Annotated in this window: 22 protein-coding genes; 9 read left to right on the forward strand and 13 right to left on the reverse strand. The window is 70.6% G+C overall.

The window, feature by feature from the left end; genetic code table 11:
* The first annotated feature begins 29 nt into the window (after positions 1 to 29).
* The gene (gene bldD, locus JD77_RS30970; protein WP_145777310.1) at positions 30 to 518 is read left to right on the forward strand and encodes a transcriptional regulator BldD; all 489 of its coding nucleotides are present in this window, start codon (positions 30 to 32) and stop codon (positions 516 to 518) included.
* Positions 519 to 595: 77 nt separating this feature from the next.
* Here the strand turns inward: bldD and nusB are convergent, their stop codons facing one another.
* The 10 genes from nusB to JD77_RS31020 form a co-directional block, all read right to left on the reverse strand.
* Positions 596 to 1006 carry a transcription antitermination factor NusB gene (gene nusB, locus JD77_RS30975; RefSeq protein WP_211372883.1) on the reverse strand — a complete coding sequence of 137 codons (411 nt, stop codon included), beginning with the start codon at positions 1004 to 1006 and terminating at the stop codon, positions 596 to 598.
* Positions 1007 to 1029: 23 nt separating this feature from the next.
* Positions 1030 to 1587 carry an elongation factor P gene (gene efp / locus JD77_RS30980; protein ID WP_145777312.1) on the reverse strand — a complete coding sequence of 186 codons (558 nt, stop codon included), beginning with the start codon at positions 1585 to 1587 and terminating at the stop codon, positions 1030 to 1032.
* Between the two features lie 45 nt (positions 1588 to 1632).
* On the reverse strand, positions 1633 to 2088 hold the full coding sequence (gene aroQ / locus JD77_RS30985) for a type II 3-dehydroquinate dehydratase (protein ID WP_145777313.1): 456 nt from the start codon (positions 2086 to 2088) through the stop codon (positions 1633 to 1635).
* Positions 2085 to 3164, reverse strand: coding sequence for a 3-dehydroquinate synthase (aroB, locus tag JD77_RS30990; RefSeq protein ID WP_145777314.1), 1080 nt, complete (start codon positions 3162 to 3164; stop codon positions 2085 to 2087). Before aroB ends, aroQ begins: the two co-directional genes overlap by 4 nt.
* A 71-nt stretch (positions 3165 to 3235) precedes the next feature.
* Complete coding sequence (locus JD77_RS30995) at positions 3236 to 3742, reverse strand: shikimate kinase (RefSeq protein ID WP_145777315.1); 507 nt, start codon at positions 3740 to 3742, stop codon at positions 3236 to 3238.
* Positions 3739 to 4917, reverse strand: coding sequence for a chorismate synthase (gene aroC / locus JD77_RS31000; protein ID WP_145777316.1), 1179 nt, complete (start codon positions 4915 to 4917; stop codon positions 3739 to 3741). The genes JD77_RS30995 and aroC overlap by 4 nt, the downstream gene beginning before the upstream one ends.
* Complete coding sequence (locus JD77_RS34550) at positions 4902 to 5315, reverse strand: hypothetical protein (protein ID WP_246141162.1); 414 nt, start codon at positions 5313 to 5315, stop codon at positions 4902 to 4904. Before JD77_RS34550 ends, aroC begins: the two co-directional genes overlap by 16 nt.
* Before the next feature lie 24 nt (positions 5316 to 5339).
* Positions 5340 to 5708 (reverse strand): hypothetical protein, encoded by a 369-nt coding sequence (locus JD77_RS31010; protein WP_170286614.1) that lies wholly within the window; start codon positions 5706 to 5708, stop codon positions 5340 to 5342.
* A gap of 322 nt (positions 5709 to 6030) precedes the next feature.
* On the reverse strand, positions 6031 to 7572 hold the full coding sequence (locus JD77_RS31015) for an APC family permease (protein WP_145777318.1): 1542 nt from the start codon (positions 7570 to 7572) through the stop codon (positions 6031 to 6033).
* 115 nt (positions 7573 to 7687) lie between these two features.
* A complete protein-coding gene (locus JD77_RS31020) occupies positions 7688 to 8593 on the reverse strand; it encodes a LysR family transcriptional regulator (protein ID WP_211372756.1) in 906 nt (301 codons plus the stop codon).
* A 122-nt stretch (positions 8594 to 8715) separates the two neighbouring features.
* Here JD77_RS31020 and JD77_RS31025 point away from each other — a divergent pair, with 122 nt between their 5' ends.
* The 6 genes from JD77_RS31025 to JD77_RS31050 are packed head-to-tail and all read left to right on the forward strand — an operon-like array spanning position 8716 to position 12995.
* Positions 8716 to 9213 carry a YjbQ family protein gene (locus tag JD77_RS31025; RefSeq protein WP_091463233.1) on the forward strand — a complete coding sequence of 166 codons (498 nt, stop codon included), beginning with the start codon at positions 8716 to 8718 and terminating at the stop codon, positions 9211 to 9213.
* Between the two features lie 17 nt (positions 9214 to 9230).
* Complete coding sequence (locus tag JD77_RS31030; protein WP_211372757.1) at positions 9231 to 10241, forward strand: FGGY family carbohydrate kinase; 1011 nt, start codon at positions 9231 to 9233, stop codon at positions 10239 to 10241.
* Positions 10157 to 10690 (forward strand): FGGY-family carbohydrate kinase, encoded by a 534-nt coding sequence (locus tag JD77_RS31035; protein ID WP_145777320.1) that lies wholly within the window; start codon positions 10157 to 10159, stop codon positions 10688 to 10690. The genes JD77_RS31030 and JD77_RS31035 overlap by 85 nt, the downstream gene beginning before the upstream one ends.
* Entirely contained in the window at positions 10687 to 11493 is an 807-nt protein-coding gene (locus JD77_RS31040; RefSeq protein WP_145777321.1) for a sugar phosphate isomerase/epimerase family protein, read from the forward strand. Before JD77_RS31035 ends, JD77_RS31040 begins: the two co-directional genes overlap by 4 nt.
* Positions 11490 to 12206 (forward strand): triose-phosphate isomerase, encoded by a 717-nt coding sequence (locus JD77_RS31045; protein WP_211372758.1) that lies wholly within the window; start codon positions 11490 to 11492, stop codon positions 12204 to 12206. Before JD77_RS31040 ends, JD77_RS31045 begins: the two co-directional genes overlap by 4 nt.
* Before the next feature lie 21 nt (positions 12207 to 12227).
* Positions 12228 to 12995 (forward strand): SDR family oxidoreductase, encoded by a 768-nt coding sequence (locus tag JD77_RS31050; RefSeq protein ID WP_145777323.1) that lies wholly within the window; start codon positions 12228 to 12230, stop codon positions 12993 to 12995.
* 30 nt (positions 12996 to 13025) lie between these two features.
* Here the strand turns inward: JD77_RS31050 and JD77_RS31055 are convergent, their stop codons facing one another.
* The 3 genes from JD77_RS31055 to JD77_RS31065 form a co-directional block, all read right to left on the reverse strand.
* Positions 13026 to 13877, reverse strand: coding sequence for a shikimate dehydrogenase (locus tag JD77_RS31055; RefSeq protein WP_145777324.1), 852 nt, complete (start codon positions 13875 to 13877; stop codon positions 13026 to 13028).
* A 114-nt stretch (positions 13878 to 13991) separates the two neighbouring features.
* Positions 13992 to 14180: a DUF397 domain-containing protein gene (locus tag JD77_RS31060; protein ID WP_145777325.1), complete on the reverse strand. Its 189-nt coding sequence runs from the start codon at positions 14178 to 14180 to the stop codon at positions 13992 to 13994.
* Positions 14171 to 14971 (reverse strand): helix-turn-helix domain-containing protein, encoded by an 801-nt coding sequence (locus JD77_RS31065; RefSeq protein ID WP_145777326.1) that lies wholly within the window; start codon positions 14969 to 14971, stop codon positions 14171 to 14173. The genes JD77_RS31060 and JD77_RS31065 overlap by 10 nt, the downstream gene beginning before the upstream one ends.
* 384 nt (positions 14972 to 15355) lie before the next feature.
* Here JD77_RS31065 and JD77_RS31075 point away from each other — a divergent pair, with 384 nt between their 5' ends.
* Positions 15356 to 15712 (forward strand): hypothetical protein, encoded by a 357-nt coding sequence (locus tag JD77_RS31075; protein WP_246141164.1) that lies wholly within the window; start codon positions 15356 to 15358, stop codon positions 15710 to 15712.
* Positions 15712 to 15966, forward strand: coding sequence for a flavin reductase (locus tag JD77_RS31080; RefSeq protein ID WP_145777329.1), 255 nt, complete (start codon positions 15712 to 15714; stop codon positions 15964 to 15966). The genes JD77_RS31075 and JD77_RS31080 overlap by 1 nt, the downstream gene beginning before the upstream one ends.
* The last annotated feature ends 514 nt before the right edge of the window (positions 15967 to 16480 follow it).

Below are 16480 nucleotides of genomic sequence, written 5' to 3' on the forward strand. Positions count from 1 at the left end.
AGCACTCGAGCAGCACTGGGAGTGTCCGAATGCCCTCTGAATACGCCAAGTCGCTGGGCGCCCGCCTGCGCTCCATCCGCCAGCAGCAGGGCCTGTCCCTGCAGGGGGTGGAGGAGAAGTCCAACGGGCGGTGGAAGGCCGTCGTGGTCGGCTCGTACGAGCGCGGTGACCGCGCCGTCACGGTGTCCCGCCTGGCCGAGCTGGCCGACTTCTACCGGGTGCCCGTCTCCGAGCTGCTGCCCGACGGCAGCGGGGTTCGCCACGAGCCCACCAGCAAGATCGTGCTGGACCTGGAGCGGCTCTACGACGACGCCTCCGAGGAGCTGGCCTACGTCGCCCGGTACGCCCGCGCCATCCAGCAGCAGCGGGGCGACTACAACGGCCGGGTGCTCTCCATCCGCGCCGACGACCTGCGCGCCCTGGCGATCGTCTACGACGCCTCGCCGTCCGGCCTGATCGAGCGCCTCACCGAGCACGGCGTGCTCGTCGCCGACCCCCGGGCGTTCTTCGCATCCTGACCCCGCACGACGCAGGCCCGCAGCCGTTCGGCTGCGGGCCTGCGTCGTTGTGCGTTTGCCGGGTGGCGTCGGGTTCCTCAGCGGGTCGCGTACTCGGCGATCCGCCCGAGCACGCCGTTGAGGAAGCGCGGCGAGTCGTCGGTCGACATCTGCCGGGCCAGCTCGACCGCCTCGCTGATCGCCACGGCGTCGTCGATCTCGTCGACGTACAGCAGCTCGTAGACCGCGATGCGGGCCAGGTTGCGGTCGACCACCGGCATCCGGTCCAGCGTCCAGCCCTCGGCGTAGCTGGCAATCAACTCGTCGATCCGGTCCAGGTGCGCGGCCACCCCCTCGACGAGGCCGACCGCGTACCCGAGGTGCTCCGGGTGGGGCTTCTCGATCCGCTCCAGGTAGCTGGCCAGCACCTCCACCGGGGGCCGGTTGCGCAGGTCGGCCTCGAACAGCACGTCCAGCGCCCGCTTGCGCGCCTTGCGGCGCGCGGGCATCTGCTGCTTCGGACCCTCGGCCATCAGGCGCGGCCGAGGTAACGGCCGTCGCGGGTGTCGACCTTGATCTTCTCGCCCGTCGTGATGAAGAGCGGCACCTGCACGGTCGCGCCGGTCTCGACGGTGGCCGGCTTGTTGCCGCCGGTGGAGCGGTCGCCCTGTAGGCCCGGCTCGGTGTAGGTGACCTCCAGCACGACGGAGGTCGGCAGCTCGATGTACAGCGGCACGCCCTCGTGGGTGGCGACGATCGCCTCCGCCTCGGGCAGGAGGTAGTTGGCCGCCTCGCCGACGGTGCCGCCGGGCACGGTGATCTGGTCGAACGTCTCCAGGTCCATGAAGACGTAGTCCTCGCCGTCGGCGTACAGGTACTGCATGGTGCGCTTGTCGACGGTCGCGGTGTCGACCTTGGTGCCCGCATTGAAGGTCTTGTCGACCACCTTGCCGGACAGCACGTTCTTCAGCGTGGTACGCACGAAGGCGCCACCCTTACCGGGCTTGACGTGCTGGAACTCGACGACGGCCCACAGCTCCCCGTCGAGGTTGAGTACCAGGCCGTTCTTCAGGTCGTTGGTGGTGGCCATTTCCTGCCTTGATCATGAATTTGGCGGACAGACCTGGCAAGTCTACTAGCTGCCCGCGGCGGCGGTTTCCGCGCTCAGGCGTCGGGCCAGGTGGTGCAGGGCGAGCCGGTACCCGTCGACGCCCAGCCCGCAGATCACCCCGGTCGCCACCGCGGAGACCACCGAGTGGTGCCGGAACTCCTCGCGGGCGTGGATGTTGGAGATGTGCACCTCGACCAGCGGGCCGCGCAGCAGCGCGCAGGCGTCCCGCAGGGCGATCGAGTAGTGCGACCAGGCGGCCGGGTTGAGCACCACCGCCGCCCGCTCGTCGGCCGCCGCGTGCAGCCAGCCCACCAGCTCGTGCTCGGCGTCGGTCTGCCGGACCAGCACGTCCAGACCCAGCTCGCGGCCGGTCTCCACGCACATGGTCACCAGGTCGGCGTAGCTGGTCAGCCCGTAGACGTCGACCTGCCGGGTGCCCAGCCGGCCGAGGTTGACCCCGTTCAGCACGTACACCCTCACGAGGCCACCTCCCGGTAGGCCCGGTGCAGCAACTCCTCGTCGGGGCCTTCCAGGATCGTCGGGCGGGCGAGGCCGTCCAGCACCACGAACCGCAGCTTCGAGCCGCGCGTCTTCTTGTCCACCCGCATCGTGGCCAGCAGCGCCGGCCAGGCGTCGGCCCGGTAGCTCGTGGGCAGCCCGAGCGCCGCCAGCACGCCGCGGTGCCGCTCGGCCGTGGCCGCGTCCAGCCGGCCGGCCAGCCGGGCCAGCGTCCCGGCGTAGACCATGCCGACGGCCACCGCGTGCCCGTGCCGCCAGCGGTAACCCTCCACCTTCTCGATCGCGTGGGCCAGGGTGTGGCCGTAGTTGAGCACCTCGCGCACCCCGGACTCGCGCAGATCGCCGGAGACCACGTCCGCCTTGACCCGGATCGCCCGCTCGACCAGCTCCCGGACCAGCGGGCCCCGCGGGTCGGTGGCCGCCGCCGGGTCCCGCTCCACCAGGTCGAGGATCACCGGATCGGCGATGAACCCGCACTTGACGACCTCGGCGAGCCCGGCGGCCAGGTCGGCCGGCGGGAGGCTGTCCAGCACCGTGAGGTCGCAGAGCACCCCGGCCGGCGGATGGAAGCCGCCGACCAGGTTCTTCCCGGCCGCGGTGTTGATCCCGGTCTTGCCGCCGACCGCCGCGTCGACCATGCCGAGCAGCGAGGTCGCCACCGGCACCCAGCGCACCCCGCGCAGCCAGCAGGCCGCGACGAAGCCGGCCAGGTCGGTGACCGCTCCCCCGCCCACCCCGACGACGGCGTCGGTCCGGGTGAACCCGGCCTCGCCGAGCCGGTCCCAGCACGCGGCCGCCACCTCGATCGCCTTGCCCGCCTCCGCGTCCGGCACCTCGATCGGCAGCGGCGCCATCCCGGCGGCGGCCAGCCGGGCGCCGATCGCGTCGGCCAGCGCCTTGAGCGGCGGCGCGTGCAGCACCGCCACCCGGGCCGCGCCGGGCAGCAACGACGGGAGGGCGTCGAGCAGATCGCGTCCCACGAGCACGTCGTACGGCCGCTCGCCGTCGACGGGAATGCGGGTAGTCACCTCGTCCATCGCCCGCCACCCTAGCCCAGCGACCGCCCCCAGACGCCCGCCTGTCCACAGGGTGGTTGGCTGCCGGGCGATCAGGGCTTGAGCAGGGCGACGATCTCGGCGGCGATCTCCTCCGGCGTCCGCCCGTCGGTGACCACGGTCACGGTCGCCACCTCGGCGTAGAGCGGTCGGCGCTGGTCCATCAGGTGCCTCAGCGTCGCCCGCGGGTTGAGCGCCAGCAGCGGCCGGCCGCTGCCCAGCCCGACCCGCTTCACCGCGTCGGGCAGCTCGACACTCAGGTGCACCACGGTGTGCCCGACCAGGGCGGCCCGGTTCTCCTCGGCGAGCACGGCGCCGCCGCCGAGGGCGAGCACGCCGGCGCAGGAGGCCAGCGCCGCGGCCGTGGCGGCCCGTTCGAGCGTACGGAAGTGCGCCTCGCCCTCGTCGACGAAGATCTCCGGGATCGGCTTGCCGGCCAGCCGCTCGATGTCCTGGTCGGTGTCCCGGAACTCCACGCCGAGCAGCGCGGCCAGCGCCTCGCCGACGGTCGTCTTGCCGGACCCCGGCGACCCCACCAGGACGCACACCGGCCGACTCATCTGATGACCAGGGAGTCGAGGTAGCCCGTCAGGTTGCGGCGCATCTCGGTCACCGAGTCGCCGCCGAACTTCTCCGTGGCGGCCTCGGCGAGCACCAGGGCCACCATCGCCTCGGCGACCACGGCGGCGGCCGGCACGGCGCAGACGTCGGAGCGCTGGTTGATCGCCGTCGCCGGCTCTCCCGTGGTGACGTCGACGGTGGCCAGCGCCCGGTTCAGCGAGGAGATCGGCTTCATCGCGGCCTTCACCCGCAGCGGCTCGCCGGTGGTGATGCCGCCCTCCAGGCCGCCGGCCCGGTCGGTCACCCGGCGCACCCCGGTGGCGGTCGGCACGATCTCGTCGTGCGCCTCCGAGCCGCGCGACCGGGCCTGCTGCCAGCCGTCGCCGATCTCCACGCCCTTGATCGCCTGGATCGACATGAGCGCGGCGGCGAGCCGGGCGTCGAGCTTGCGGTCCCACTGGACGTGGCTGCCCAGGCCCGGCGGCACCCCGTACGCCAGCACCTCGACCACCCCGCCGAGCGTGTCGGCGGCCTTCTTCGCGGCGTCGACCTCGGCGACCATCCGGGCGCTGGCGTCCGGGTCGAGGCAGCGCAGCGGGTCGGCGTCGATCCGCTCGGCGTCCTCCGGCGTCGGGCGCAGCCCCGGCTTCACGGCGATCGGGCCCAGCTCCACCACGTGCGAGACGATCTCGATGCCGAGCGCCTGCCGGACGAGGGCCTTCGCCACCGTGCCGACGGCGACCCGGGCGGCGGTCTCCCGCGCGCTGGCCCGCTCCAGGATCGGCCGGGCGTCGGTGTGGCCGTACTTCTGCATGCCGGCCAGGTCGGCGTGGCCCGGGCGCGGGCGGGTCAGCGGCGCGTTGCGGGCCTGCCGGGCCAGCTCCTCCGGGTCCACCGGGTCGGCGGCCATCACGGCCTGCCACTTCGGCCACTCCGAGTTGCCGACGCGGATGGCGACGGGGCTGCCCAGGGTCAGCCCGTGCCGGAGCCCGCCGATGATCTCGACCTCGTCCCGCTCGAACGACATCCGCGCGCCCCGGCCGTAGCCGAGCCGGCGGCGGGCCAACTCGTCGGCGATCTCGCCGCTGGTCACCTCGATCCCGGCGGGTACGCCCTCCAGCATCGCGACCAGGGCGGGACCATGCGATTCACCTGCAGTCAGCCAGCGCAACACGTCGGCAAGTCTGTCACGACCGCGTCACGTCCCGGCGCACCGCCCGCCGCGTCCCGCGAAGCGGACGCCGGGACGCGGCGGGGGGTACGGGCCGCCGCCGGACGGCCCGCACCCCCTCGCGTCAGCGCCGTCCAGCGGGTCGGCTCGGCGACGGACTCGAACCGCACCGTCGCCTCGAACCGGAAGTCGGTGAGGTGCCGGCCGAAGGTGATCTTCCTGGTGCCGCTGGTGGCCGTGCCGTGCAGCCGGCCGTCGCGCACCGTCCACTCGCCGTCGATCGCGCGCCAGCCGGCGGGCAGCGTACCGGCGGTGAAGTCCTCGGCGACGACGACGGTCCCCGGCTCGGCGGCGGGGGTGGGGGTCGGGACGACGGAGCCCTGGTGCCCCCGCGTCTTCATGCGGGGGCACCAGGGCTCCGCTACTCAGCAGGCGTAGCTACTGCCGTTGTTGACCAGCAGGGAGTCCTTGACCCAGCCCTGCGCGCCGGTGGTGTTGTCCCGCAGGTGCGTCCAGGTGCCACCCGCACCCGAGCGCCAGCAGTGATAGGTGACGCTGTGGCTGCGATAGCCCAGCCCGACCGAGGTGCACTCGGTGGTCGGGCCGATACGGATGTTGGTGCCATCGGTGGTGAACCCGCCCCCCTGCGGATGGGACGTCCAGCTGGGCTGGGTGCAGGCCAGCGGGCCGAGCTCGGGCGAGTTTTGGCCACCGGCTGGAGCGGCGCTGGCGGGCGCAGCCAGGACCGCGGTGGACAACGCCACTGCGGACAGGCCTGTGACAGTGCGTCGCATTTCTACACAACCTCCATAGATAGGCGCGTGTGGACCAAGAGCCAGGTTGGCACCTACCCGTCAGGAAGTCGTCCCATCTGTCGAATTTCGGTCAGAGCGTGTGGCGGCGGAGGTTGCCGCTGGGAGCCGCGGCCCGGTGTCGTGCAGCGACCAATCGGCCAATATTGGGTGATTGCACAAGAAAGAGCCTGACAGCCATGACGCATGTCTAGCGCTCTGTCTCGCAGTTGCCGGCCCAGCTTCGCAATCTGCCTGCCCGGCCAGTCAGCGAAGGCCCCGCCGGGCATGATCCGCCCGTCCCCAAGGACCGTCGCCAGAACGTTCAGACGCGTAGTCCCGCGGACTGATTTTCCTCCGGGTGTTGCTGGGCGTATCGCGTTCCCGCCGCGCCGGCCTTCAACCTGCGCCGGAGGACCAGCAGCCACCAGAGCAGCGGGAGTCCGAGGATGCCGGCGAACACGATGCCGTTCCCGGCAAACGCAGGCAGGAACAGCAGGGCGGCCTCGACCACGAGGAAGACCACCAGGCTGATCACCAGCACCGGGGTCCGCGCTTTCCCCAGGTCGTAGGTTCCGGGCTCCGCCGCGGGAACTCGTCCCTGCCGACTCGCGACGAGCAGTCCGACGGTCTGCAGGACGTAGGTGGTGAAGAACGCGAGCGTGGCGATTCCCAGGAAGTAGTTGAATGCACGCGCGTTGACCAGGGCGGACAGCAGCATGAGCACCGAGACCACACCGAGGCTGACGACGGCGGTGGACGGCGTCTTGCGGGCCGGCGAGACGTGCCGGAGGGCACGGGAGAACGGCATCATGTTGTCGCGCGAGAGGGAGTACAGCAGCCGCGTCGCCACCAGGACGTTGGCGAGCAGGCAGACGAGGATGTTCGTCAGTGCGACCGCCACGGTGATGCGCGAGAACACCGGACCCAGCTGCTGGGTGATGATCACCTCGATCGGGGCGGACGAGTCGGTGAGTTCACTCGGGTTCCTGATGGCGAGGACGTACACGAAGTACATGAGGAATTCGATGACGCACGAGCTCGCGAACGCGTAGAACATCGTGCGGGGAATGACCCGACGCGCACCCTTGGTTTCCTCGGCCACGTCGGCGACCGCTTCGACGCCGACCAGGCCGAAGAACGGTCCCAGCGACGCGGTCAGCCAGGCGATGAAGTACGACTGCGTCTGGCCGTCGGGCGTCGTACCTTGGAACAGCGAGCTGATCGGCTGGGCGTCGTCGTGGACGGCGAACGCCACCACCGCCACGATGAGCGTGACGGCGATGGTGATGACCAGCTCGAGGCCGACGCCGATGTTGTTGAGGAACGTGGCCAGACGCAACCGGTAGGCATTGATTAGTACGCATATGCTGACCACGCCGACGGCGATGAAGATCTGTTCGGCCTGGGTGAGGTCCCACCCCAGGAGGCTGCCCAGATAGCCGGCGAAGATGTAACCCAGGCTCGTCATTCCGCTGACCCAGCCGATGAGCGCCGCGCACCCGGTGAACCAGCCGTAGCTGGAGCCGTTGAGCCGGCTCGTCCACTGGTAGGCGTACCCGGCCAGGGGGATCTTGGCGGCCATGTCGGCGGCGATCAGGGTCCACAGCAGGAACACCGGGATCGCCAGGAAGAGGGTCCAGATGAACGGGGACCCGGCATTGAAATAGCCGGCGCCGAACCCGGTGAAGACGGCGGTGGTCGCGCTGATCGTCGAGAAGCCGATGGCGAATGAGGCGATCTTGCCGACCGAGCGGTCGAGCTTCTGCTCGTACCCGAACTCGGCAAGCCGGGCGTCCTCGTCCTCGCCGACGACGCGCGGCGGTGGAGCGAGGTCAAGTCTGGGTCCTGTCGCCTGGTCGGTCATGCCGCACTCCCTTTGCTGACGACCTCGGGCCCGCACGGCCGAGGGGTGTCAGCAGTGAATCTCCGGCAGTGGCCGGACCGGAAGGACGGAGCTTCTATCTACCGGTAACCAGGGGTTATGACCGCCGCTGGCTCGTGCGGGGGACGCGTCTGAGCATGTACCGCACCACCTGTCGCCCGCCGGCCGACAGGCGGTTCGGGCGCCAGGCGACGGCTGTCAAGCTAGCCGGTCGGTCGACGATGGGGACGAACCTGATCCCCGGCCGATCGTAGAGACGCGTGAGCGAGGACGTCGTGAAGCTGATCCCGACACCGCGGGCGACCATCGTCGTCTCGACCTCGTAGGTGGCCGCCTCCGCGGCGATGTTCGCCGGTCTGCCGTTTCGGACGTCGCTAGCCATCCAGTAGTCGCGCCAGACACCGGCCGACTGGGGGGCGACGACGATCGGTTCGTCCAGCAGCTCGCCGATGTGCAGCTGGGTGCGGTCGGCGAAGCGATGCGTACGCGGTAGGCAGGCGACCCAGGACTCCTTGGCGACGACCACCGACTCGAGATCGGGGACGTCCACCGGGAGCCGCAGGAGCGCGATGTCGCACGCGCCCGACCGGAGGCCTACGGTCGGGTCTGAGAAGTCGTACTCGGTGGTCTCCAGGGACAGCTCGGGCAGGCTTGTCTCCACCCCGTCAAGCAACTCGAACAGCAGGTCGGCGCCCATGCCGGTCAGGTAACCGACCCGGATCTGGGCGCTGCCGACGAGATTTTCGACGACGTCGAACGCCGCTTCGACCTCGTGCAGCGCCCTCCGGACGTGGGGCAGCCACTCCTGACCGAGCACGGTGAGCGCGACCGAGTGTGTGTCCCGCTCGAACAGCCGGCCACCGATGTGGCCCTCGAGTTGTCGAATCGCCGCCGACAGGGCCGGCTGGGAAATGAAGAGCCGTTCGGCCGCTTTATGGTAATTGAGTGTGTCGGCAAGGGCATCGAAGTATTTCAGCAAGCGAAGGCTCACGCCATGGTTCATCACACCTCCCAGGGTTCGTGATAGGCGCCGCTTATCAGATCATCGCAATTTTTCCCTTCCGCTGCAAGAGCTCTCGTCGCATCCTGATCTCGCCGAATCATCCGGCCAACGAAAGGTAGCCGATGTCCGCCTACTACACGTCCGTCACGATCGAGACCCCGGCTCGGCAGGAGTTCTACGACGTGACCGCCCAGCTGGAGGAGTTCGTCGCCGGCACCGGTGTACGTGACGGGCTCGCCATCGCCTACTCGGCCCACACGAGCTGCTGCGTCCTGCTCCAGGAGGAGTCCGAGGACGTCACGTACTACGGCACCCAGCTACTGCTGCAGGACACCCTCAACGTCTTCGCCAAGATCGCGCCCCCGACCCGGCACGAGGGACAGTACCTGCATCCTGGCCCGATCCACATCCGCAATGCCGCCAAATTGCGCGACGAGCTTCCGGAATGGGGCCTGAACACCGACGGGCACATTATCTCTTCGATTTTGGGCCGTTCGGAAAGCATTCCGCTCGTCGACGGCACGCTACTGCTCGGAGAGTTCGGCCGAGTCTACTTCGGCGACCTCGACGCCGTCCGTGCCCGGACCCGGACCGTTCACTTCCAGGTGCTCGGCGCCTGACCATGCTCGCTTACGCGGTGGACGTCGGTACCACCAACATCAAGGTCGTCGTCTTCGACGAGTGCCTCCGCCGGCTGGCCGTCGCCGCCGCGCCCGCGGTGTACCAGCGCACGGGCGACCGCGTCGAGTTCCGTCCCGAGGGAGTCTTCGACCTCGTCATTGAGCTGATTGCCCGGTGTGCCGGATCGATCGGGGACGCCGCCCGCCATGACGCGATGATCGCCCTGACCGGCCAGGCAGAGTCGTTGGTGCTCAACGACCGGCGGGGCGATCCCGTGCGACCAGCGCTCTCGTGGCTGGACAACCGTGCCACCGCCGAAGCCGGCGAGCTGGGCGAGCGCTTCGGCGTCGAGAATGCCTTCGCGGTCACCGGCGAGCCCGGCCCGTCGGCGACCTGGCCGGCGGCCAAGCTGCGCTGGCTCGCCAAGAACGAACCACGGACGCTCGACCGGACGGCGGCCGTCCTCATGGTCAAGGACGACCTGCTCCGCCGCTTCACGGGAACCGCGGTGGGCGAGGTGACGACGCGAGGATTCACCTACCTCTACGACGTACGACGCGGTCGCTACTGGGAGGAAATGCTCGACTTCGTCTCCGTACCGGCGGGGTCGCTCGCCCCGATCGTGCCGGCCGGGACGGACGTCGGCCGCGTACTTCCGCAGATCGCCGACCGCCTCCCGCCCGCCCGTTCCTACCGGGTCAACGCCGGAGCGCTCGACCACTTCTGTGCCATGGCCGGCACGGGTTCCTACACGCCGGGGGCCGTGAGTGAGTCCGCCGGAACGGTGCTGTCGCTGTCCATGCTCACGGCCGGCTGGTCGTTCGATCCCGAGCGGAAGGTGTCGTTCCACGCCGGGCTGCGCCCCGGCGACATCGTCCTGTTCAACGGCGTCGACAGCGGGGCGTCTCGCTCGAATGGTTCCGCCGCGAGGGTCTCGGCGGTATGTCGTACGACGATCTGGAGGAACGCCTCGCCGCGCGTACCGCCGGCAACGCACCGATCTTTCTGCCCTACCTCACCGGGGTGAACCCACCTGACCACTTCCCCCACGCCCGGGGGGCGTTCCTCAATCTGGACCTCGCGCACGACCGGATCGACCTCGCCTACGCCGTCGAGGAGGGCGTGGCCCACCTCCTGCGCCGCAACGTGGACTATCTCACCCCTGCTCGCGTACGCGAGATCGTCTCCACCGGCGGTGGTTCGTCGTCCCCGTTCTGGAACCAGCTCAAGGCCGACGTGTGCGGCGTCGACGTGCTCGTCCCGGACGAGCGGGAGGCCACCTGCCGCGGAGCGGCCGCGCTCGCCCTCGTCGCCTCCGGGCAGATTGCCGGAATTGGTGAGTCAGCCCACCTCAGTCGGCCGCCGACCGTCCGTTACCAGCCGCGCCGGTCCGCCGAGCGGGACGCGCGGTACGAGTTGTTCGGCGAATACCTGAGACGCCTGTTCGTGAACGACCCGGAAGGAGCTCCACGATGATGCTGGCCTGCTCGTCCCCGATGGTCCCGGGAGAGTCGCTGACCGCCAAGGCCGAGTCGCTGAAGCGGTGGGGTTACGACGCCCTCGCCGTGTTTCACCCGTTGGCGGAATGGAACGACGGCGTGCGCCGTGAGCTCGTCACTCTGGAACAGCGCACCGGCGTCCGGCCCGTGGAGTTCGTGCTCATCGACGAGATCTACGGCAACGCGATGTCGCCGGACGCCGAGCGCCGGGCCCGCTGCCGCGCGATGTACCTGGAGGCCGCTGCGGTCTGCGCCGAGATCGGCACGGTTACCGAGATCGAGTACGAGTACGGCGCCCGCGACCCGTTGCCCCTCTTCCATCCCTACCAGAAGCTCGACGCCGGCCAAACCGAGCAGTTCATCGACTTCTACCGCGAGGTACTGGCCGTGGTCGAGGGAACGCCCGGTCGCGTGCTGCTGGAGCCGATCAACCGATACGAGTGCCGGTACCTCAACCTCGTGACCGACAACCTCGAGATTCTCGACGCTGTCGCCCACCCGAACGCCGCGCTGCTGCCGGACACCTTCCACATGTCGATCGAGGAGGCAGACCCCGCCACCGCCATCCGCCGCGCCGGCGACCGGGTCGCCCACGTCCACCTTGGCGACAACAACCGCCTGCTACCGGGGCACGGCCGGCTCGATTGGGAGTCCATCTTCGGCGCGCTGCACGAGATCGGCTTCGACGGCGCGGTCAACCTCGAATGCTCGACCGAAGGCGACCCGGCCGTGACCCTGCCCGCGACCGCCGAGCGCCTGCGGAAGTTGATCGGGGAATGACCGGCTCCCTGACCCCGCCGTTCTTCGAGATCGGTCCGAAGAACCTGCTCCGCCGCCGCGAGATCGAGTCTGTCGCGGTCGCGGCCGGCCGCGCGGGCGACGACCACGGCGTCACGGTACTTCTCACTGTGCCCACCGCACTGGTCGCACCGGTCGAGGGCCTCGGCTGCGGTGTACGCGTGCTGGGACAGGGCATGCACACCGATCGACTCGGTCCGTCGATGAACCGGGTCACGGCGGAGTCGCTGGCAGATGCCGGCGCCTGGGGCGTGATGCTCAACCACGACGCCGACCCGCTCGACGGCACGCAGCTGGAGCTGGCGCTACGGCGCGCGGCAGAGGTAGGCCTCGAAACGGTGGTGTGTGCCGCCACCCAGCACGAGGCGGTCCGGTTTGCCGCTCTGGAGCCGACCGTCGTGCTCTACGAGCCGCCCAGTCTCATCGGCACCAGCGGGGCCGGCCGCCGCGACTGGATCGCCGCGTCGACCGAAGCCATCCACCGGGCCGGCCACACCGTGTTGGCCATGCATGCCGGTGGCATTTCGACGCCCGCGACAGCCCGGGCCGTCATGGCGGCCGGTGCCGACGGCACGGGCTCCACCAGCGGAGTGCTGTCGGCCCCGGACCGCGAGGCGGCGGCGCGCCAGTTCATCGCCGCCACCAGGATCGGCTGGGACGAGGCGCGCCGCGCCCGGCCCGCCACCACCACGTGAGATCAGTTGAGGGAGAGCACCATGACCAGCAACCTGACGGGCCGCACCGCGGTCCTCACCGGAGGCGCCCGCGGCATTGGCCTGACGCTCGCCAAGACCTTGGCGGCAGGCGGCATGAACGTCGCTCTTCTCGACCTGCTCGACACCGTCGAGGAGAGCGCGAAGGCCATCGCCGACGAGTACGGGGTCGCCACGCACGGGCAGAAGATCGACGTCACCGATCAGGACGGGGTTGCCGACGCGTTCCGGGCCGTCCGGCAGACCCTCGGCGTTCCGTCCGTTCTGGTCACGGCCGCCGGTATCGAGATCAACGGCGACTCGGTCAAGGTCACCGCGGAGCAGTGGCGGAGGGTGATCGACGTCAACCTCACCGGCACGTTCTTCGCGGCCCAGGCGTTCGCCGACGGACTACTGACGGCCGGAATGCCCGGTAGCGCGATCTTCATCGCGTCCATGTCGGGCTCGATCGTCAACGTGCCGCAATGGGCGGCGTCGTACAACGCGTCCAAGGCCGCCGTCGCGCACCTGGGCAGGTCGCTGGCCGTCGAGTGGGCGCCCGCCGGGATCCGGGTAAACTCGATCTCGCCCGGATATGTGCTCACCGACCTCACGAAGGCCATCCTCGACCGGGAGCCGGAGCTGCACGACGACTGGGTCGCCCGGATCCCGCAGGGCCGCATGGCCAAGCCTGAGGATCTCGCCGGGCTGGTCCGCTTCCTGGCGTCCGACGCCTCGACATACCTGACCGCGCAGGACATCGTCATCGACGGCGGTTACACCGCGATCTAGCTTGATCTTGAAGCTGTGGTGTGGCGGGGACTACCCGACCGGGCGGGCCGCGCGGACCGGCAGGCCGACCACCGCCGACAGGGCCGCCGCCATCTCCTCCACCGGGGCGCGGACCCCGGTGAAGTGCTCGAACTGGCCGACCGCCTGGGCGACCAGCAGGTCCAGCCCGGAGACGACCCGGCAGCCGGCCGCCTCGGCCGACGCGGCGAGCGGGGTCGGCCACGGGTCGTAGAGCGCGTCGAAGTAGACCGCCCCGGGCCGCCAGCGGGCGCCGGCGGCGAGCGGGTCGGCGACGCCCTTCGGCACGGTGGAGACCACCACGTCGGCGTCGGTGTGCGCGGGCGCGTCGGCCCAGTCGGCGCCGGCGAGCCGCAGCCCGAGCGCGTCGGCGGCCGGGCGCAGCTCGTCGAGCGCCGCCGCGCGCCGGGCCACCACGGTCACCGTCCCGGAGCCGAGGCGCGCGGCGGCGGCCAGGGCGGCCCGGGCGGTGCCGCCCGCACCGAGCACGGTCACCCGGGCGCCCGGCCGGACGTCGGCCGCCGCTAGCAGCGCGTGCATGCCGGCGGCGTCGGTGTTGTCCGCGTACCAGGAGCCGTCGGGCCGGTGGACCAGGGTGTTCGCGGCGCCCATCGCGGCGGCGACCGGCGACACCTCGGCGGCCAGCGCCAGCGTGGCCTCCTTGCAGGGCATGGTCACCGACAGCCCGGCCCACTCGGGGCCGAGGCCGGCGACCATGGCCGGCAGCTCCGCCTCCGCGCACTCGATCGTCGTGTACGACCAGCCGGCGAGGCCGGCGGCGGCGTAGCCGGCGTTGTGGATCACCGGGGAGAGGGAGTGGCTGATCGGCTTGCCGACCACGGCCGCCCGGTTTGCTTGCTTCATGTCGTTGCCAATCCACGCTTCATCCGAAGCCGAACCCTAACAAGTCATGACCTCGGCAGAGGCGGAAAGAAGGCCCCTCAGCCTCGCGCCGGGGAGCCTTCTCCGCGTCGCTGGTCAGTGCTGCCTGGCGAGGCCGACGAACGCCTTCCAGGAGGCGGGGCCGAAGGTGAGCACCGGCCCCTCCTTGTCCTTGCTGTCGCGGACGCCGACGACGCCCGGCAGGTTGTCGGCCACCTCCACGCAGTTGCCACCGTTGCCGCTGCTCCGGGTGCTCTTGCGCCAGACCGCGCCGGTCAGGTCCATGACTCTGCTGCCTCCGAGATCAACGTGAGGGTGGCCCCGTGGGGCATCGCCTCTGCTCGCACAGACTCCCAGGTCTGCCGCAGCGAGTGTACGTCCACCGTGCGCTCCACGATCGTCCCCTGCAACTGGTTGTCGAGGTACGCGAGGTCGTCACCCTCCGGTGGGGTGGCGATCACGAAGGCACCGTTCAGTCCGGGGTACGCGCCGGTCCCCTTCGGCACCACGTGCAGGTGGACCCTCGGCCGGCGGCCCACCTCCACCAGGTGCCGCAACTGCTCCCGCATGACCTTCGGGCCGCCGACCGGGCGTTCCAGCACGGTGTAGTCGAGCACCACGACGAGCTGCGGCGGCGCGGGCCGGGCGAGCACCGCCTGCCGGGCGAGTCGCGCGGCGACCTGCTGTTCCATCTCGTCGCCGACGAACTGGCTCGCGCCCTCGTTCAGAGCTCGCGCGTACGCCTCGGTCTGAAGTAGGCCGGGCACCACCAGCGGCTCGAAGTTGCGCAGCCCGGTGGCCTCCTGCTCGATCGTCACCCACTCGCGGAACCACGGCATCAGGCTTTCCTTGAGGATGGCGTCCCGAATCCGCACCAACAGCCCCTCCGCCTGGAGGACATCATCGCAGCGCAGAGTGAACCCCTCGCGGGGTGGCCGGCGGCACTGCTCGACCCCGGCGACCAGGGAGGCTGAGTAGTTGATCCGTTCGCCCAGCGCCTCCTGCGAGAGGCCGGCGCGCACGCGCAGGCGGCGCAGCTCTCCGGCGAACAGCTCCAGCATGGGCAGTCGATCCATCTCTGCACACCTCTGCACATCCGGGGGCGGGGGCTGCGCTCCTGCGCTGAGCAGCGCGAGTCCCTTCCGACAGTAGTGCTGTCCTTACCAGACTGTCACGCATGCGGACCTGCTCCACGCCGGATGGCTGGGGCGGACTCCGTCCCGGGCCGCCCTGCCTCCCCCCGGTGCCGGGCGGCCCTTCCAGCTTTCCGAGGAGGTCGATGTGCGTATCCGTTGGTTCAGGTGCCGGACCAAGGCCCTGCCGTCTCTGCCGAAGCGGGAGCGGGGGAAACACCTGCCGGGGTGGATGACGCAGCCGACCGATGTCTTCCCGACCAACGACCCGGGCCGCGCCGGCAGGCTGACGAGGGCCCAGGAGTGGCGGGCGAACGGGGGGCGTCCGTGAGGCCCCGCCGGGTGCCGCACCCGCCGCCGCGCTCCACCGGGCCGCGCCCCGCCCCGACGCCGCCGCGCCCGGTCCCCTGGCTCACCCTCGAAGACCACTGCGCGGCGGGCCCTGACTGGGTCTGCGAGGCATGTGGCGAGGCTTGGCCCTGCCTCGCGTGGACGAGCCTGCCGGTTGACTCCAGCCTGCGCCGGGCCCTGCTGCCCAGCTTCGTCGGCCTGACCAGGCAGGCGATCCGAGACCTGCGCGGCAGGCCCGAGGGCCCGGAGCCGCCCGAGATCGTGACGCGCTTCCTGTGGTTCCTGCCGCTGAACGATGACGAGGCGCGAGCGACGGCGCTGAGGCTGCGCTGATGCCCCGCGTCATCCCACACGTCGCCATGCGCCCGCTGTGGCGGTGCCGGAACTGCGGTGCGGAGTGGCCCTGCCAGCCGGCCCGGCTGTCCCTGCTCAGCGAGTACCGGGGCAACCGCACCGCGCTCCTCATCTACCTGGCCACCCTCATGGCCGAGGCGCGCGACCAGTTCGCCCAACTCCACGACCAGGCGGTGCCGCCCGACCTGACCGACAGGTTCATCACATGGGCACGAGCACGATCCCGAGACTGACGTTGCTCCCACCCAAACGAGAAGGACCCCGGTGTCGCTGGCTGCCCTCAGGAGGGTCCGGCAACGGTGCTTGCCGGGCTGACCCGGATCGGTCACCCCGTACCGCGCCGCCCCGCGACCGTGTGCTTCCTGAACCAGCTGCAGCAGACCACGGTCGCGCAATACCCCGATCCGGCGATGCACCATCGACTGCGGTGTGGATGTCGCCGCGGTGAGGGCTGGCTCGCTGGCGGTGATGATCCCGTTGTCGTCCATACGGGTGATGATCCCGTTGTCGTCCATACGGTTGATCAGGGCGTTCCACAACTGCCGCAGCCGGTCCCGCTGCGGTGTTGTGGTGGCGATGTGGTCGGCGTGCTGCTCGAACAGCCTCTCGGCCGCATCCGGGTCGCGCACCCTCCGGCTGCCCGCAGAGGGTTGGGGTTGGGGTTGGTCGGGGTGCAGTGGGGCGGTGGTGGGTGGCTCGTCGGCCGGGTGATGGGGGGTGTCGCCGGCGTGGAGAGTGCCGGCGTCG

Source organism: Micromonospora olivasterospora, assembly GCF_007830265.1.
GTDB classification, from domain to species: domain Bacteria; phylum Actinomycetota; class Actinomycetes; order Mycobacteriales; family Micromonosporaceae; genus Micromonospora; species Micromonospora olivasterospora.

What these genes read in the sequence shown, in the direction of transcription:
- bldD (WP_145777310.1), top strand. Translation starts at nt 30, where the DNA reads ATGCCCTCTGAATACGCCAAGTCGCTGGGCGCCCGCCTGCGCTCCATC.
- nusB (WP_211372883.1), bottom strand. Translation starts at nt 1,006, where the DNA reads ATGCCCGCGCGCCGCAAGGCGCGCAAGCGGGCGCTGGACGTGCTGTTC.
- efp (WP_145777312.1), bottom strand. Translation starts at nt 1,587, where the DNA reads ATGGCCACCACCAACGACCTGAAGAACGGCCTGGTACTCAACCTCGAC.
- aroB (WP_145777314.1), bottom strand. Translation starts at nt 3,164, where the DNA reads ATGGACGAGGTGACTACCCGCATTCCCGTCGACGGCGAGCGGCCGTAC.
- JD77_RS30995 (WP_145777315.1), bottom strand. Translation starts at nt 3,742, where the DNA reads ATGAGTCGGCCGGTGTGCGTCCTGGTGGGGTCGCCGGGGTCCGGCAAG.
- JD77_RS34550 (WP_246141162.1), bottom strand. Translation starts at nt 5,315, where the DNA reads ATGAAGACGCGGGGGCACCAGGGCTCCGTCGTCCCGACCCCCACCCCC.
- JD77_RS31010 (WP_170286614.1), bottom strand. Translation starts at nt 5,708, where the DNA reads ATGCGACGCACTGTCACAGGCCTGTCCGCAGTGGCGTTGTCCACCGCG.
- JD77_RS31015 (WP_145777318.1), bottom strand. Translation starts at nt 7,572, where the DNA reads ATGACCGACCAGGCGACAGGACCCAGACTTGACCTCGCTCCACCGCCG.
- JD77_RS31020 (WP_211372756.1), bottom strand. Translation starts at nt 8,593, where the DNA reads ATGAACCATGGCGTGAGCCTTCGCTTGCTGAAATACTTCGATGCCCTT.
- JD77_RS31025 (WP_091463233.1), top strand. Translation starts at nt 8,716, where the DNA reads ATGTCCGCCTACTACACGTCCGTCACGATCGAGACCCCGGCTCGGCAG.
- JD77_RS31035 (WP_145777320.1), top strand. Translation starts at nt 10,157, where the DNA reads ATGTCGTACGACGATCTGGAGGAACGCCTCGCCGCGCGTACCGCCGGC.
- JD77_RS31040 (WP_145777321.1), top strand. Translation starts at nt 10,687, where the DNA reads ATGATGCTGGCCTGCTCGTCCCCGATGGTCCCGGGAGAGTCGCTGACC.
- JD77_RS31045 (WP_211372758.1), top strand. Translation starts at nt 11,490, where the DNA reads ATGACCGGCTCCCTGACCCCGCCGTTCTTCGAGATCGGTCCGAAGAAC.
- JD77_RS31050 (WP_145777323.1), top strand. Translation starts at nt 12,228, where the DNA reads ATGACCAGCAACCTGACGGGCCGCACCGCGGTCCTCACCGGAGGCGCC.
- JD77_RS31055 (WP_145777324.1), bottom strand. Translation starts at nt 13,877, where the DNA reads ATGAAGCAAGCAAACCGGGCGGCCGTGGTCGGCAAGCCGATCAGCCAC.
- JD77_RS31060 (WP_145777325.1), bottom strand. Translation starts at nt 14,180, where the DNA reads ATGGACCTGACCGGCGCGGTCTGGCGCAAGAGCACCCGGAGCAGCGGC.
- JD77_RS31065 (WP_145777326.1), bottom strand. Translation starts at nt 14,971, where the DNA reads ATGGATCGACTGCCCATGCTGGAGCTGTTCGCCGGAGAGCTGCGCCGC.
- JD77_RS31080 (WP_145777329.1), top strand. Translation starts at nt 15,712, where the DNA reads ATGCCCCGCGTCATCCCACACGTCGCCATGCGCCCGCTGTGGCGGTGC.